This window comes from Candidatus Methylomirabilota bacterium (assembly GCA_036005065.1).
Classification (GTDB): Bacteria; Methylomirabilota; Methylomirabilia; order Rokubacteriales; family DASRDR01; genus DASYQW01.
The window spans coordinates 93,058-108,646 of sequence record DASYQW010000033.1; the positions used below are offsets into that span (position 1 = coordinate 93,058).

The 15,589-nt window shown below is 71.1% G+C and carries 16 protein-coding genes; all 16 read left to right on the top strand.

Annotated features, from left to right (window positions below; genetic code table 11):
* Nucleotide 1: 1 nt before the first annotated feature.
* Nucleotides 2-1,906, top strand: coding sequence for an asparagine synthase (glutamine-hydrolyzing) (asnB, locus tag VGW35_02495; protein ID HEV8306512.1), 1,905 nt, complete (start codon nt 2-4; stop codon nt 1,904-1,906).
* Nucleotides 1,907-2,096: 190 nt separating this feature from the next.
* Nucleotides 2,097-3,347: a glycosyltransferase family 4 protein gene (locus VGW35_02500; protein ID HEV8306513.1), complete on the top strand. Its 1,251-nt coding sequence runs from the start codon at nt 2,097-2,099 to the stop codon at nt 3,345-3,347.
* Complete coding sequence (locus VGW35_02505) at nt 3,344-3,580, top strand: hypothetical protein (GenBank protein HEV8306514.1); 237 nt, start codon at nt 3,344-3,346, stop codon at nt 3,578-3,580. Before VGW35_02500 ends, VGW35_02505 begins: the two co-directional genes overlap by 4 nt.
* Nucleotides 3,581-3,589: 9 nt before the next feature.
* Entirely contained in the window at nt 3,590-4,759 is a 1,170-nt protein-coding gene (locus VGW35_02510; protein ID HEV8306515.1) for a glycosyltransferase family 4 protein, read from the top strand.
* Nucleotides 4,756-6,228 carry a hypothetical protein gene (locus VGW35_02515; protein ID HEV8306516.1) on the top strand — a complete coding sequence of 491 codons (1,473 nt, stop codon included), beginning with the start codon at nt 4,756-4,758 and terminating at the stop codon, nt 6,226-6,228. The genes VGW35_02510 and VGW35_02515 overlap by 4 nt, the downstream gene beginning before the upstream one ends.
* On the top strand, nt 6,225-6,935 hold the full coding sequence (locus VGW35_02520) for a WbqC family protein (protein HEV8306517.1): 711 nt from the start codon (nt 6,225-6,227) through the stop codon (nt 6,933-6,935). Before VGW35_02515 ends, VGW35_02520 begins: the two co-directional genes overlap by 4 nt.
* Nucleotides 6,935-7,696 carry a polysaccharide deacetylase family protein gene (locus VGW35_02525; protein ID HEV8306518.1) on the top strand — a complete coding sequence of 254 codons (762 nt, stop codon included), beginning with the start codon at nt 6,935-6,937 and terminating at the stop codon, nt 7,694-7,696. Before VGW35_02520 ends, VGW35_02525 begins: the two co-directional genes overlap by 1 nt.
* Nucleotides 7,693-8,310, top strand: coding sequence for a PIG-L deacetylase family protein (locus VGW35_02530; protein ID HEV8306519.1), 618 nt, complete (start codon nt 7,693-7,695; stop codon nt 8,308-8,310). The genes VGW35_02525 and VGW35_02530 overlap by 4 nt, the downstream gene beginning before the upstream one ends.
* Nucleotides 8,303-9,367, top strand: a complete 1,065-nt coding sequence (locus VGW35_02535) for a DegT/DnrJ/EryC1/StrS family aminotransferase (protein HEV8306520.1) — start codon at nt 8,303-8,305, stop codon at nt 9,365-9,367. The genes VGW35_02530 and VGW35_02535 overlap by 8 nt, the downstream gene beginning before the upstream one ends.
* Nucleotides 9,364-10,527, top strand: a complete 1,164-nt coding sequence (locus VGW35_02540) for an MraY family glycosyltransferase (protein ID HEV8306521.1) — start codon at nt 9,364-9,366, stop codon at nt 10,525-10,527. The genes VGW35_02535 and VGW35_02540 overlap by 4 nt, the downstream gene beginning before the upstream one ends.
* Nucleotides 10,528-10,576: 49 nt before the next feature.
* On the top strand, nt 10,577-10,888 hold the full coding sequence (locus VGW35_02545; protein HEV8306522.1) for a PqqD family protein: 312 nt from the start codon (nt 10,577-10,579) through the stop codon (nt 10,886-10,888).
* Complete coding sequence (locus tag VGW35_02550; GenBank protein HEV8306523.1) at nt 10,885-12,015, top strand: radical SAM protein; 1,131 nt, start codon at nt 10,885-10,887, stop codon at nt 12,013-12,015. Before VGW35_02545 ends, VGW35_02550 begins: the two co-directional genes overlap by 4 nt.
* Entirely contained in the window at nt 12,008-12,187 is a 180-nt protein-coding gene (locus VGW35_02555; GenBank protein HEV8306524.1) for a hypothetical protein, read from the top strand. The genes VGW35_02550 and VGW35_02555 overlap by 8 nt, the downstream gene beginning before the upstream one ends.
* A gap of 2 nt (nt 12,188-12,189) precedes the next feature.
* The gene (locus VGW35_02560) at nt 12,190-13,071 is read left to right on the top strand and encodes a hypothetical protein (GenBank protein HEV8306525.1); all 882 of its coding nucleotides are present in this window, start codon (nt 12,190-12,192) and stop codon (nt 13,069-13,071) included.
* A 274-nt stretch (nt 13,072-13,345) separates the two neighbouring features.
* Nucleotides 13,346-13,792 (top strand): S24/S26 family peptidase, encoded by a 447-nt coding sequence (locus VGW35_02565; protein ID HEV8306526.1) that lies wholly within the window; start codon nt 13,346-13,348, stop codon nt 13,790-13,792.
* The coding region (locus tag VGW35_02570; GenBank protein ID HEV8306527.1) for a YncE family protein at nt 13,789-15,589 on the top strand (1,801 nt) is incomplete at its 3' end. The genes VGW35_02565 and VGW35_02570, both read left to right, overlap by 4 nt.

The following is a 15,589-nucleotide window of genomic DNA, read 5'->3' on the forward strand; positions in this document are numbered from 1 at the left end:
CATGTGTGGGATCGCGGGCTACGTGGGGGGGGCGCCGCCGGAGCTGCTGGCGGCCATGCTCGGCACCCTCGAGCACCGCGGGCCGGACGGGGCCGGGACCCACGAGGAGCCCGGAGTCGGCCTCGGCGTCACCCGGCTGGCGATCATCGATCTGGCCGGCGGGGGCCAGCCCATGACCAACGAGGACGGCTCCCTCTGGGTCGCCTTCAACGGGGAGATCTACAACCACCGTGAGCTGCGACCCGGCCTCGAGGCCAGGGGTCACCGCTTCCGGAGTCGGAGCGATACCGAGGTGATCCTGCACCTCTTCGAGGAAACGGGGGAGCGCTGCGTGGAGGCGCTCCGCGGCATGTTCGCCTTCGCCCTCTGGGACTCGCGGCGGCGCCGGCTGTTCCTGGGGCGCGACCGCCTGGGCAAGAAGCCGCTCTACTACTGGCACCGGAACGGGCTCTTCCTCTTCGCGTCGGAGATCAAGGCGCTCTTGCGGGCCCCGGCCGTGTCGCGGAGCCTCGACGGGGACGCGTTCCATCACTACCTCGCCTTCGGCTACACCCCCGGTGACCGCTCGATCTTCGCCGGCATCGCCAAGCTCCCCCCTGCCCACACCGCGACGCTCGCCGACGGCCGTCTGGCCGTTCGCCGGTACTGGGCGCTGCCGGAGGGTGAGGCCGGGGGGGGGCGCCCCCCTTCGCGGCACGACGTCGCGGCCGCCGTGCGGCACGGAGTGCGCGAAGCCGTCCGCGATCGGCTGGAGAGCGACGTCCCGCTCGGCGTGTTCCTCAGCGGGGGGATCGATTCGAGCGCCGTGGTGGCGAGCATGCGGGAGGTCACCGGCCGGCCGATCACCACGTTCTCGGTGGGCTTCGGCGCGGCGGCGCCGTCGTACGACGAGCTCCCGTACGCCCGCCTGGTGGCCCGACGGTTCGAGACCGACCACCACGAGGAGATCCTCGAGCCCAAGGTCGTGGACCTCCTGCCGGCGATCGTGCAGCACTTCGACGAGCCCTTCGCCGACTCGTCGGCGGTTCCCACCTTCGCCGTGGCCCAGGCCACGGCCCACCACGTCAAGGTCGCGCTATCCGGGGTCGGGGGCGACGAGACCTTCGGCGGATACCCGCGCTATCTCGGGGTCCGGCTCTCCGAGCGGTACCGGCGCCTGCCGCGGTGGCTCCAGGCCCGCGCCGAGCCGGTGATGCTCCGCCTCGCCCGGGAGACCGACGCGAGCCCGAACTGGGGCGACTGGGCACGGCGCTTCGTGACCGGCGCCGGGCGGCCGCTCCCCGATCGGTACCTGGGATGGACCCGGTTCTTCGACGAGGCGGACCTCCGGAGCCTGGCCACGCCCGCTCTCCGCGAGCACTGGCGGGTCGAGGTGGAGGCGGTCCAGCGCGCCGCGTTCGCCGCCCACGGCCACGGTGACCCCGTGGATGGGGCCTTTCGCGTCGACCTCAGCACGTATCTGCCCGAGGACCTCCTGGTGATGGCCGACCGGATGAGCATGGCCCACTCGCTGGAGCTCCGGGCACCCTTCTGCGACCATCGGCTCGTCGAACAGAGCCTGGCCATCGCGCCGGCGGTGAAGCTTCCGGGGCTCCGTCTCAAGGGGCTCCTCAAGCGGGCCTTTGCCGACGTGCTGCCACGCGCGGTCCTGTCCCGCCGGAAGCAGGGCTTCATGATCCCGCTCGGCCGCTGGCTCCGGACCGACCTGCGAGACCTGGTAGACGACTGCCTGGCCCCCGAGCGGGTTCGGGCGCGGGGTCTGTTCGCCTGCGCGGCCGTCGACGACCTCGTGAGGGAGCACCGGGCCGGCGTCCGGGGCCACGCGGATCGCCTGTGGACGCTCGTGGTCGCCGAGCTGTGGATGCGCCAGTATCTGGACATCAACGGCCTGTGGACGCTCTCGTGAGGCGGCCCGGGACGGTCCCGTTCGCCCCGGGTCGTCCTCGGTCGTCGGCGGGCCTCAACGTATGCGGCATACGCCTCGGCCCGCCTCCTCCCTGCGTCCTACCGGGGTGGGGGGGCCGCGGGCCTCGGCCCGGTACCTTGGCGGGCGACGCCGGCGTCGTTTTCGATTGGACGCTCTCGTCACGCCCCAGATGAGCGCGCCGCTCCGAATCCTGGTCGTGTCGGACACCTCCCCGATCTCGGTCGAGGGCGGGGCCGAGCGCGCGTTGTGGGAGGAAGTGTCCCGCCTGTCCCGGGCCGGCCACCAGATCCGCGTCGTCGGTCGGTCGCCGGCCGAGGACGTCCCGGAAGCGCTCACGCGCCAGGGCGTCCGGATCCGGCATTTTCACGCCGATCGCCGTTCGATGCTGCGGTTCCTGCGCAGCTCGATCCTCGACGCCGGCCGCGTCGCGGCGTCTGAGCTGGCCCGAGCCGACGCCGACCTCTTGCACCTCTATCAGCCGCTATCGGGGTACGCCGTGCTCCGATCCACCGCGCGTCGACGGATTCCGAGCCTCTACACCTTCCTGTCGCCGGCTCCCCTCGAGTACCGCTCCCGAACGGGAATGACCCGCCACCACCGGGGCGGCGTCGCCGGGAGCGTGGGCATGGCGCTCCTGTGGCTCATCGAAGGGACCTGTCTCCGGCGGGCGACGCGGATCCGCGTGCTCAGCGACTTCTCGGCCGCGCTGCTCTGGAAGCTCTACCGGATCCCCGAAGACCGCATCGTGAAGATCCCCGGCGGCGTGGACACCGAGCGCTTCCGGCCGGCCGCGGATCGCGCGGCCGTCCGGGAGGCGCTCGGGCTCCCGGCCGGCGTCCCGCTCCTGCTCACCGTCCGGAACCTCGAAGCGCGCATGGGCCTGGACTCCCTGATCCGCGCGCTCTCGATCCTGCGGCGGCAGGTGCCCGATCTCCTGCTGGTCCTCGGCGGTGCCGGCTCCCTCCGCGACGACCTGGAATCGCTCGTGGCCGCCCTCGACCTCAAGGACCACGTCCGGTTCCTGGGGTTCATCCCGGAAGCGGAGCTCCCGCTCTACTACCAGGCGGCCGACGCGTTCGTGTTGCCCACGCGCGAGCTGGAAGGGTTCGGGCTCGTCACGGTCGAGGCGCTGGCCTGCGGGACGCCGGTCCTGGGAACGCCGGTGGGCGCCACGCCCGAGATCCTCCGCCCCCTCGATCCGGCCCTGCTCTTCGGCGCCGCCACGCCCGAGGCCATCGCCGACGGCCTCCGGCGCTTTCTCGACGGCGATGGGCGCGCCGCGGGCGCCCGCCCCGAGGCCTGCCGGGCCTACGCCACCGCGCACTACGCGTGGGGGGGCGTCGTGGCCCGCCTGGAGACGGCGTTTCGCCAGCTCGTCGAGCTGTACGCCGAGCGGCCTCGACGGGATGAGACGGGATGAGCTGGCGGCGCTGGTCGCGTCGGGTCCGGAGGAGCCTGGGCTTGCCCGCCGTCAGCCGCCGGGCCGCGCTCTGGATCCTCCTCCTGTTCGTGGGGCTGGCCTTCCTGTCGGTGACCGTGTTCTCCGACTTCGCCACCACGCTGAGCCAGTATCGCTTCCAGCACTACGAGCCGAAGGACTTTCAGCGGGAGGAGCACGTGGAGCAGACGTCCAAGCCCCCGAAGGAGCGCTGAGGAACGGCCGTGCCGGAGAGAGCGACAGCACGGATTCTTCACGTCATCACGCGGCTCGACCGCGGAGGGTCGGCCACGAACACGCTTCTGACCGTGTCCGGCCTCCCGCCGGTGTTCCGCCAGAGCCTGGTCTTCGGCCGGACCCGCGAGTGGCCGGCGCTGGCGGGAGAGCTCCGGGGCAAGATCGAGATGGTGGAGATCCCGGAGCTGGTGCGGTCCCCGTCCCTCTGGCGGGACGGGGCGGCGCTGGTCACGCTCTACCGGCTGATCCGGCGCGGGCGCTTCGACCTCGTGCACACGCACAGCTCCAAGGCCGGGATCCTGGGTCGGGTGGCGGCCCGGCTGGCCGGCGTGCCCCGCCTCGTCCACACCCCGCATGGCCACGTCTTCGGCGGGTACGCCGGGCGGGCGACGACGCGCGTGTTCGTCTGGCTGGAGCGGTGGGCCGCCCGCTTCACGCATCGGATCGTCGGGCTCACGGACCAGGAGGCGCGGGACCACCTCGCGCTCGGAATCGGCCGCCCCGCCCAGTTCGTGACCATCCCGAGCGGAATCGATCTGACTCCGTTCGAGAAGCCATCGGAGGACGCCGCCGCGATCAAGGCCTCCCTGGATCTGCCGCGGTCGGCCTGCCTCATCGGCACCGTCGGACGCCTCGAGCCCGTCAAGGGGCATCGCTACCTCCTGGACGCCTTCGCCGGCCTCGCGCCGCGCTTTCCCGACCTCCATCTCGCGCTGGTCGGCGACGGGGAGCTCTTGCCGGAGCTCACCGGCCGCGCCCGGCGGAGCGGGTTCGGCGACCGGGTCCGCTTCCTCGGGTGGCGCGACGACGTCCCGTGGCTGCTCGGCGGCTTCGACCTCTTCGTCTTCCCGTCCCTCAACGAGGGGATGGGCCGCGCGCTGGTCGAGGCGATGGCGGCCGGCGTCCCGGTGGTCGCCTCCCGGGCCGGCGGGATCCCGGAGGTGCTGGATGGGGGCGAGGCCGGGCTCCTGGTCGAGCCGGCCAGCGGGCATGCGCTGGCCGGCGGGATCGAGGCGCTGCTCCGGGACGCGACGGTCCGGGACCGGCTCGGGCGCGCCGGGCGCGAGCGGGCGCGTTGCTTCACTGTGGACGCCATGCTCGGGAAGATCGAGGCGCTCTACCGGGAGCTGATCCCGGCGACGGGCGGCGGGCGGTGACGGTCTTCTGGCGGCTCGTCCTGCCGCTGGTGCTGCTCGGGTGCGTCGCCGAGGGCGCGCCGATCCAGGTCAGCGCGGCCTTCCACGTCCACACCTCCTCCTTCTCGACGGGCGAGCTCTCCCTGGAGGAGCTCATCCGGGAAGCCCAGCGAAAGCGGATCGGCGCGCTGATCCTGACCGAGAACCTCCTCCTCCGCTTCGAATACGGCCTGTTCCCGCTGCGCGGCGTGGTGCGCCGTGTCGTGGAGCGCCCGTCGCTCGCCCAGACCGGCGTCGAGGCGTACCTGCGCGCCCTCGACGCGGCCCAGGCTCGCTTCCCGGACGTCATCCTCGTCCCCGGCGTCGAGGTGGTGCCGTACTACTACTGGACCGGGTCGCTCTTCACGCGGGACCTCACCATGTGGGAGGGCCAGAAGAATCTCCTGATCGTCGGGCTGTCCCGACCCGAAGACTACGAGCGCCTCCCCGTCATCGGCAGCAGCCGATCGTCCGCTCCCGGCGTCGAGGGCTTCCTCAAGCTCGCCCTCGGACTGGTCGCGATGATCGGCGGCGTCGGCCTGCTCCGGAGGCGGCGCGAGCGCGCCGTCCGGCTCACGCACTTCACCGTCAGGGTCCAGAAGCGATACCGCGCCCCCGGCTGGATGGCGCTCGCGGTCGGCGGGCTCCTGGCAGCGGACGCCGTCGCCTCTCCCGCGCTCAACCCCTACCGAGGCAACCTGGGAGTGGCGCCGTATCAGGCCGTCATCGACGCGGCCGAGTCCCGAGGGGGCATGGCCTTCTGGTCGTTCCCGGAGGCGCGGGATCTGAGCCAGGAGAGCGTCGGCCGCCTCGGCACCGTGACCATCCGGACCGATCCATACCCCGACGCCCTGCTTCAGAGCCACGGATACACGGGGTTCGGCGCGATCTACCCGGACACCACGACCGTCACCGAGCCCGGCCGGCAGTGGGACCGGCTGCTGGGGGAGTACGCCCGGGGACGGCGGTCACGGCCGGCGTGGGGAATCGGGGAGCTCGGGTACCACGGCCCGCCGAAACCGCTCGACGAGGCGCTCACGATCCTGTGGGTCCCCGAGCGCTCCCGCCCGGCGGTCTTGCGGTCGCTCCGGGACGGGCGCTTCTACGCCGTGAGACCGCGATCGGACTTCCAGCTCCGCCTCGACGACCTCTCGATCGGCCAGGAGGGATCGACCGGGTGGGCGCCCATGGGCGGGGAGCTCGCCGCGACCGGCCCCGAGCGGATCCTGGTACGCCTGCGGCTCTCGGCCAGCGACGGTCGCGCGGTGCCGGTGAGCGCCCGGCTCATCCGGGACGGGCGGGTGGTGGCCGAGGTCCAGGGGACGACGCCCTTCGAGGCGGTCGTGCCGGGGGAGCCGCCGGCCCCGGGCGCCCGCGAGTTCGTCCGCCTGGAGGCGACCCAGCCGCACTGGCTCCTGTCGAATCCGGTATTCGTCCGGAGGGCCCCGTGAAGGTGGCCATCCACCAGCCCCAGTACCTCCCCTGGGTCGGCTACTTCGACAAGATGGATCAGGCCGACAGCTTCGTCATCCTCGACGACGTGCAGTTCAAGAAGAACGAGTGGCAGAACCGGAACCGCATCAAGACGGCATCCGGCTGGCAGTGGCTCACGGTGCCCGTCCGGCATCGATTCCCCCAGCGCATCTCGGAGGTCGAGATCGACAACTCGGCGCCGTGGGCGCGGAAGCACCGCCAGGCGTTGATCGCGAACTATGCCGGCGCGCCGTGCTTCGAGGCCCACCGGGCCTTCTTCGACGATCTCTACGATCGGGAGTGGCGGCGGCTTCAGGACCTCTCGCTGGCCACCGTCGTCCATCTGGCGGGGGCCCTGGGGATTCACACGAAGCTGCTGCTGGCGTCCAGCCTGGCCCTGCCGAGCCCGCCGAGCGAGACGGCCGCCTCCGACCGTCTCATCGCCATCTGCCGGGCGGTGGGGGCCGATGTCTATCTGTCCGGCCCGGGCGGCCAGAGCTACCTCGATCTCGGTCGCTTCCAGCAGGCGGGGGTGCAGGTGGTCTTTCAGGCGTTCCGGACCCCGCCCTACCCTCAGCGGTTCGCCGCATTCGAGCCGGACCTCTCGGTCGTGGACCTCCTCTTCAACTGCGGCGCCGAGAGCCTGGACGTGCTCCGGCGGGGCCGGGAGGAGGGCGCCACCTGATGGGGATGGCCCGGGCTCTGGGCGAGCTGCCGGTGTCCTTCGACGGGCGTGGCGTGCTCGTCCTCTGCTACCACTCCGTGCGAACCCGCGCGCACTTCGCCGCCCAGATGGCCGAGGTGGCGGCGCGGGGCTACACCGCCCTGTCGCTCGGGCAGTTCACGGACTGGCTTCGCCGGGGGAAACCGGTGTCCACGCCGGCCGTCCTGCTGACCTTCGACGGCGGCTACCGCGATCAGCTCGAGCACGCGGTTCCGGTCCTCGGATCGCTCGCGCTCCCGGCCACGTTCTTCCCGGTGACGTGCTACCTGGACGACGAGAGCGCCGGGGTGCCCGCCATCCGCCGAGCCGACCTCGTCGCGCTGGTCGGGGCTGGCCACGCGGTGGGCTGCCACACCCACACCCACCCGAGCCTGACCGCGCTGCCGGCGGAGGCCGTCGAGCGGGAGGTCGTCGCCTCGAAGCAGAGGCTCGAGGACCTCCTCGGCGAGCCGGTGAGCGCCTTCGCCTATCCCTACGGCGACGCGGACGCACGGGTCGCCGGCATCGTCGAGCGGGCCGGCTTCGAGGTGGCGTTCACCGTCGACCTCGGCGGCGTCAGGCCGGGTGACGACCCGTACCGGCTCAAGCGTCTCCCCGTCCTGGGCCAGCCGGGACGGGTCCAGCTCGGAGCCTACTTGTCCGGCGCTCCCTTCCTCTCGGGCGGCCTCCTGCTCTACTGGAAGGTTCGGGAGCGCGGGCTCTCCAGGGAGGGAGGACCGTGAACATCCTGGCCATCGGGGCGCATCCGGATGACATCGAATTCGGGTGCGGCGGCACCCTGATCAAGTACGCCCTCAAGGGCCACGACATCCACCTCCTGGTGCTGACCGACGGCGGGCGCGGCGGCGACGCCGCCGAGCGCCGGCGGGAGCAGGAGGAGGCGGCCAGGCTCCTTGGCAGCCAGCAGCTCTTCTGGGGCGGCTACCAGGACACCGAGGTCCCGCTCGACCGGGACCTCATCCAGAAGGTGGAAGGGGTCCTGCATCGCATCCAGCCGGACCTGATCCTCATGCCGTTCGGCGACGACACGCATCAGGATCACCGGCACCTCTCCACCTCGGCGGTCACCGCCTCGCGCTACACGCGAAACGTGCTCTTCTACGAGGGGCCGACGACCGCCAACTTCACCCCCTCCGTGTTCGTGGACATCAACTCCGTGATGGAGCGGAAGCTCGCCGCCCTGCGCGCCCATGCCTCCCAGGTGGCGAAGACGGGCGTCGAGCACCTGGACATCCTCGATCTGGCGCAGGCCGCGGCCCATTTCCGCGGCATCCAGGGCCGAGTGCGGAACGCGGAGGGCTTCGTGCCCCTGCGGCTCTTCATCAACGTTGACTGATCGGTTCCCCGGCCGTCCCATCCCCCATTCCCGGCCGACGCTCGCCGGCGCCGACCAGGAGGCGCTGGCCGACGTCGTCGCCTCGGGTTTCATCGCTCAGGGACCGCGGGTGGCCGCGTTCGAGCGCGAGATCGCCTCCGCCCTGGGGGTCTCCGGCGGGGTCGCCACCAGCTCGGGAACGGCGGCGCTTCACCTGGCCCTGCTCGCCCTGGACGTGGGCGAAGGGGACGAGGTTCTCCTGCCCACCTATGCGTGCGCGGCCCTGCTCCACGCCGTTCGCGCGGCCCGCGCCGTGCCGCGCCTCGTCGACTGCGACCCGGCGACCTTCAACGTCGACCCCGAGGCGGCCCGAAAGGCCTGCACCCCGCGGACGCGAGCGCTGGTCGTCGTCCACTCGTTCGGGCTTCCCGCCGACCTCGACGCGCTGAGCGCGCTGGGGGTGCCCGTGATCGAGGACGTCGCCCAGGCCTTCGGCGCGCGGGATCGCGATCGGCCCGTGGGCAGTGTCGGGGCGGCGGCCGTCCTGTCCTTCTACGCGACCAAGCTCCTGACCACAGGAGAGGGCGGCATGCTGGTCGCCCGGGACGCGCGGATCCTGGCCGCGGCCCGGGATCTCCGCGAGTACGATCAGAAGGCGGAGGATCGCCCGCGGTTCAACTACAAGATGACCGACCTCCAGGCCGCGCTGGGCCTCGCGCAGCTCGCCCGGTTTCCGGCCTTCCTCGGGCGCCGGCAGGCCCTGGCCGCGCTCTACCGGGATCGGCTGGCCCACCTTCCGCTCGAGCACCCGCCCGTCCGGCCGGACCGCGGGTCGGTCTACTACCGGTATGTCGTCAAGGGGCGGGAGCCGGCCGACCGCTATCTCGCCGGCCTCATGGCCCTCGGCGTGGAGGCCCGGCGGCCCGTGTTCCGCCCCTTGCATCGCTACGTGGGTGCCGAGGGCTTCCCGGGGGCGGAGGAGGCCTGGGCCCGGGCGGTGTCGCTTCCGCTCTATCCGGCGCTCACCGACGACGAAGCATGCCGCGTCGTGGACGCGGCCCGCCAGGTGTTCGCGTGACCATCCTCGCTCGTTCCAAGCGGGCGCGGGCCGGCCCGGGCTGGGTCCTCTACCTCTCCGCCCTCGTCGCCACACTCCTCCTGTTCCTCTTTCCCCTGCATCGGTGGTTCGCGGAGCGAGGGGGGCGCTGGCTCTTCATCCTCCTCTTCTCGCTCCTCCTCTCCTTCCTCCTGGTGAGACCGATCCGGGCCTTCGCCCGGCAGCGCGGGATCCTGGACGTCCCCGACCGCCGGAAGCTCCACGGGGAGCCGATCCCGCTGCTGGGCGGGTTGGCCATCTACACCGCGTTCATCGTCAGCCTGCTGGCGAACTCGATCCTCTCGCCGGCGGTGGCGGCGTTGCTCCTGGCCGGAAGCGCGGTGATGGCCGTCAGCCTCTTCGACGACGTGTGGCCGCTCCCGGCCGCGCTGAAGCTGGCCGTCATCGTGCTGGCCACGCTGGTCGTGGTGTATTTCGGGATCTCGCTGACGCTCTTCCCCACCCGAACCGTCTGGGGCCAGGCGCTGAACGTCCTCCTGACGGTGCTCTGGGTGGTCGGCATCACCAGCGCCATGAACTTCTTCGATGGAATGGATGGGCTGGCGGCCGGCCTGGCCGCCATCACCGCCTTCTTCCTGGGCGTGATCGCCTACCAGAGCCATCAGGTCTTCCTGGGCTGGGTCTCGGCCGCCCTCCTGGGGAGCACGCTCGGCTTCCTGCCCTACAACTTCCGCCCGGGGCAGCGGGCCACGATCTTCCTGGGCGATGCCGGCAGCAACTTCCTCGGGTTCATCCTGGCCTCGCTGGCGGTGCTGGGCGAGTGGGCGGAAAACCACGTCGTGGACCTGGCCGCGCCGCTCCTCATCTTCGGCGTGTTCATCTACGACATGATCTACATCACCGCCGACCGCGTGCTCACGGGCCGCGTGCGGAGCTTCGCGGAGTGGATCGAGTACGTGGGCCGCGATCATCTGCACCACCGTCTGGAAGCGGTGCTGGGCCGGCCGGAGTACGCCGTCCTGTTCATCTTCGGCATGAACGCGGTGCTCGGCGTGAGCGCCGCCGTCCTCCTCATGGCCTCGCCGTTTTCCACCTGGCTGCTCCTCCTCCAGGCCATCGTGATCCTGCTGATGGTGACCATCCTCGAGCGGCGGGGGCGGCGCACTTCGCGTGATCCATAAGCGTCTTGACGCCGTGCCGGCCGTTTCCTAAACTGAAGTACTCACCATCATGGGGACCAGCGTTCGCGGGGCCCTGGACGGCCGCTACTCGAAGGATCCCGACTTCGTCTTCCGCCGGATCGCCGACGAGGTGCTCCTCCTGCCCATCCGCCGGAACATGGGAGACCTGGAGTCCGTCTACGCCCTGAACGCGGTGGCCGCCCGCGTCTGGGAATGGCTCGATGGCCGCCGCACCGGCCGCGAGATCCGCGACCTGATCGTCGGCGAGTTCGACGTCAGCCCGGAGACCGCCGAGGCGGATCTGGAAGACCTCCTTCGGCGGCTCGCCGAGATCGGGGCCGTGAGGATGAGCGCGCCATGACGGCGCCCGCCCTGCCCACCATCAGCTACGGCGAGCTGACGGACCGGATCCAGCGCGGCAACGCGCGGGCCCGCATCCCGCTGGCCGGGAGCTGGGAGCTGACATTCCGGTGCAACTTGCAGTGCGGGCACTGCTGGGTGAATCTCCCCGCCGCCGACCGGGCCGCCCGGACGCGCGAGCTGACGGTCGAGGAGATCCGCCGGATCACCGACGAGGTCGTGGAGGCAGGATGCCTGTGGCTGCTCCTCACCGGGGGTGAGGTGTTCATCCGCCCCGACTTCTTCGAGATCTACACCTACATGAAGCGTGCCGGGCTGATGCTCACCGTTTTCACCAACGGCACGACCATCACCGAGCGGGTCGCGGACTTTCTCGCCGAGTGGCCGCCCCGGCGCATCGAGATCTCGCTCTACGGGATCACGCCGAAGACCTACGCGGCGGTGACCGGAGTGCCGGCCCTGGAGCGGTGCCTGCGCGGCATCCGCCTCCTGCTGGACCGGAAGCTCAACCTCCGGCTGAAGAGCGTCGTCACCACCGAGAACTACGACGAGTACCTGGCGATCCGCCGATTCGTCCAGCGGGAGCTCGGCCTCCGCGAGTTCAGCTACGACCCCAACCTCAACTACCGGAAGGTCGAAGGCCGCGCCGGCTTCGCCCCCGCCCGGCACCGGGTGCCGCCCGAGAAGATCGTCGAGCTGGACCGGACCCTCGATCAGGACACCGGGGACGGGCTGCGGAATTTCTATCAGAACGCGGGACCCGTCAAGAGCTCCTACGTCTTCACGTGTGGAGCGGGGATGAACAGCTTCCACATCGATCCCTACGGCCAGCTCTCCACCTGCATGATGGTCCCGAGCCACACCTACGACCTGCGGCAGGGCTCGTTCCGGCAGGGCTGGGAGGAATACTTCCCGTCTGTTGTGTACCGCAAGCGGGAGAAATCGTCGCGGTGCCACACGTGCTCGATCGCCAGTGCCTGCGACAACTGCCCGGGCTGGTCGGTCCTGGAGCACGGCGAGTTCGAGCACCCCAACGACTACCTGTGCGAGCTCAACCACCGCCGGGCGGAGGTCTTCGAGGCCCCCGCGCTGCTCACGATCACGCCGAAGGAGCCCACCTATGCCTGACGCTACCCCGTCGCGGAAGACCTACGTCAAGCCCGACCTCACCCGTGTGGATCTGGTCGAAGAGGAGGTCGCGCTGGCCGTGTGCAAGACCCTCGCCCCCCAGACCGTCGTCAAGGGGGCGGCCTCCGGCGGCTGCGCGGCGAAGGGCTGCAAGAACGACACGACCTCGTAGCCGTGGACGGCGCGCGTCGCGCCACCCTCGCGATCGGGGGACTGCCCATCAGGCTCGCGTCCGACACCCCAGTCCCCCCCTGGACCCCCGATGCCATCCACCGGGAGTTCCTGAGCGACCCCGATACCGCGCCCGGGCTCACTCTGAGCCTGCGCTACGGATCCCTGCCTCCTCTCGGGTGGAGCCGCCTGCGCTACCGGGGGAACTACCTCTGGGCGATCCGGGAAATCCCGGACGGCTTCCTCCTCGCCGTGAAGGGACCCAGCCGGCGGGCAACTCCGGCCCGGGTCGCGCGCCTGGATCGGCGCTGGGGTGCCGGAGATCTCTTCGTCCGCGTCGACGCCGTCCACTCGGGGCTCGGGCGGGACCCCCTGGAGTTTCCCCTCGAGGTGGTCCTGCTGGTCGGCGCCCTCGCCCATCGGGGCGGGATCGTGGTCCACGCGGCCGGCGCCATCCGGAATGGCCGGGGATTCGTGTTCGCCGGGCGCTCCGGGGCCGGAAAGACGACGATCGCGCGCCTGCTGCGAGAGGCGGGCTTCGACATCGTCGGCGATGAGCGGGTGATCCTCCGTCTCGACGGAGACCGGGTGAGGCTCCACGGCACGCCCTGGCCCGGGGACCTCGGTGTCGTCTCGGCCCGGTCCGCCCCGGTCGCGGCCCTCTTTACCCTCGATCAGGCGCGGGCCACCCGGGCGACGCCGCTGTCCGCCGCCGGCGTCAGCCGGGCGATCCTTCCGCGCTGCCGCCTCCCGGTCTGGGATCGCGACGGGATGGCCCTCCTCCTCGACACGATCGCCGAGATCGGGGCACGCCTGCCCTGCTATCGCCTCGCCTTCGTCCCCGATGCCTCGCTCGTCGATCTGGTGAGCCGATTTGCGGCTTGAGTCGACGAGCCGGACGGCGAACTTCTCACCACTGGCGATTTCCTCGCCACGACGGTCGCGGTGACGACGACGAGATCCAAGGGCGCGTGGAGTCGAGCGATTTCGACTGGGCTCCGGGAAATCCCGTGGTCAGAAGCTGGCCGATCGCCGCCCGGAGTATCGAAACAAAAGGCTTTGATTCGCAGGCGTTTGCGTCTTTGCCTCTATCGTGTACGGGTCTTGCATCCAGTGGGGGCTATCAAGAGCCCTGGCTAGCGGCTGACGAGTTTCCGCCGTGCCAGGACCGCCCTTGGTCGGGAGTCTCGTGCGGCTCATCGTCGAGGAAGCGCTGCGCCGGGGCAACTCTGTCTGGTGGCGACCCCGGGGATTCTGCATGGTCCCCGCGATTCGGGACGGCGAGCGGGTTCTCGTCGCGCCGGTCAGCTCGCGAGCGCTTCGCATCGGGGACATCGTGCAGTACGCGTCCCCGGACGGCCTGCGGGTCCATCGCCTCCTCGGGCGGCGGCGCGATCCGAGCGGTGAGACCCGGCTCGTGCTCGGCGGGGACAACTCCGAAGAACCGCTCGAGGTGGCGCGCCCCGCCGACCTGCTGGGGCGGGTCGTCGCCGTGGAACGGGAGGGGCGGGTCACACGCCTCGACTCGTGGTGGAAGAGAAGGGTCGGCCTCGTCAGGGCATGGACGCGGCGGGTGCGCCGCCCTGGGAGGGTAGTCGGGCCATGAAGTGGATGGTCATCGCGCTCGGGATCGCGGCCGGCCTTCTGCTCGCCGGGTCTCCCGGCGCCCAGGCGGCCCTGTCCCAGATCCAGGTGACGCAGACGGTGAAGGTGGGGCGTCATCCGAGCGGCGTGGCGATCGACCCCGGTCTCTCGGTGGCGGTCACCGCCAACCAGAACGGCCGGTCGGCCTCCATCATCGACCTCGGCTCGGGCATCGTTCGCGACGTGCCGGTGGGGCTGCACCCGGTGGCCGTCGCGGTGAACCCCGACACGCACGAAGCGGTGGTGGCGAACGCCTCCTCCCACTCGATCTCGGTGTTCAGCCTGACGGCGATTCCGCCCACCGTGCGGACCATTCCCGTCGGCCGCCGCCCGGTGGCGGTCGCCGTGCACCCGGGCCAGAACCGTGCCGTGGTCGCCAACCAGCACACCAACACCGTGTCGGTCGTGGATCTGGCCTCGGGCTCGGTGGTGGCCACGCTGCCGGTCGGCCGGCATCCGTCCGGCGTGGCCGTGAACCCGGCGACGGGCATGGCCGCCGTCACGAATCAGCTGGAAGACACCGCGACCCTCATCGACCTCATCGGGTCGGCCGTCCATTCCGTGATCGTGCTGGATCGGGCGAACTTCCAGCGCAAGCACCTCAAGCCGACCGGCATCGACTACGACACGACGACCAACTCCCTGGCGGTGGCCAACACGGGCGACGACAGCGTCAGCGTGCTGGCCCTCGACGGCGCCAGTCGGCCCACCAGTCAGGCGATCGTGCCGGTCGGGAAGAAGCCCTTCGGCATCGCGGTCAGCTCGGGGAACGACTTCGCGCTCGTCACCAGCGACAAGGACGACGTGTTCGCCCTGGACCTCTTCGATCGGAGCGTCTTCGCCAAGGCCGACGTCGGGAAGCGGCCGCGCGGCGTCGCGGTGGATCCGGCCTCGTGCCGGGCCGTCGTCACCAACACGAAGGACGATACCATCTCGGTCCTGAGGGTCCCCTGTAACGTCCTCAAGCTCGACGCCCTCGACCCGACAGGGGCCTTGATGGGATCGGGCCCCCTGACGCTGATCCTGAGCGGCACCGGCTTCGTCGCCGGCTCGGTGGTGAATTTTGGACCGTCCCCGGCCCTGGTCCCATCGGCGATCAGTCCACTCAGCATCACGGTGACCGTTCCGGCGAGCCGCCTCACGAGCGCCGGGACGATCGACGTGTCGGTGAAGACGCCGTCGGAGACGTCGAACCGCCTGCCGTTCGTCGTCAGCCGCTTCCTGCCGCCCATCCTGACCGGCCTCACGCCCTCCACCCGCACGGCGGACTTCCAGGACTGGGTCCTGACCGTGAGCGGGAGCAACTTCCGGCCGGATGCGGTGATCACGTTCAACGGCTGCCCGCTCTCGCCGTCCCATCCCGCCGAGTGCCCGGCCGCCACCACCGTCGTCGACAGCTCGACCAAGGCTCACGCGACGGTACCCGCGATCCTCGTCGCCCAGGGCGCGGTGGCCCCGGTTTCGATCGTGAACCCCGACGGCGTCGCCTCCAACAGCCTGGCCTTCCTCATCGTGAACCCCGTGCCCGTGCTGAGCACGCTGACGCCCAACAACGCGGAGGCCGGCGCCGGGGATACCGAGGTCGTCGCGATCGGCTCGAGCTTCGTGCTGAGCTCGCAGGTGCTCTTCTGCGGCGCGACCTGCACGCCGATCCCCGCCGTCCCCTTACTCGCCAACCCCCCGGTGCAGATCAATGCCACGATTCCGGCCAGCCTGCTGACGACGCCGGGGGTCTACGCGGTGAGAGTCTTCAACCCCC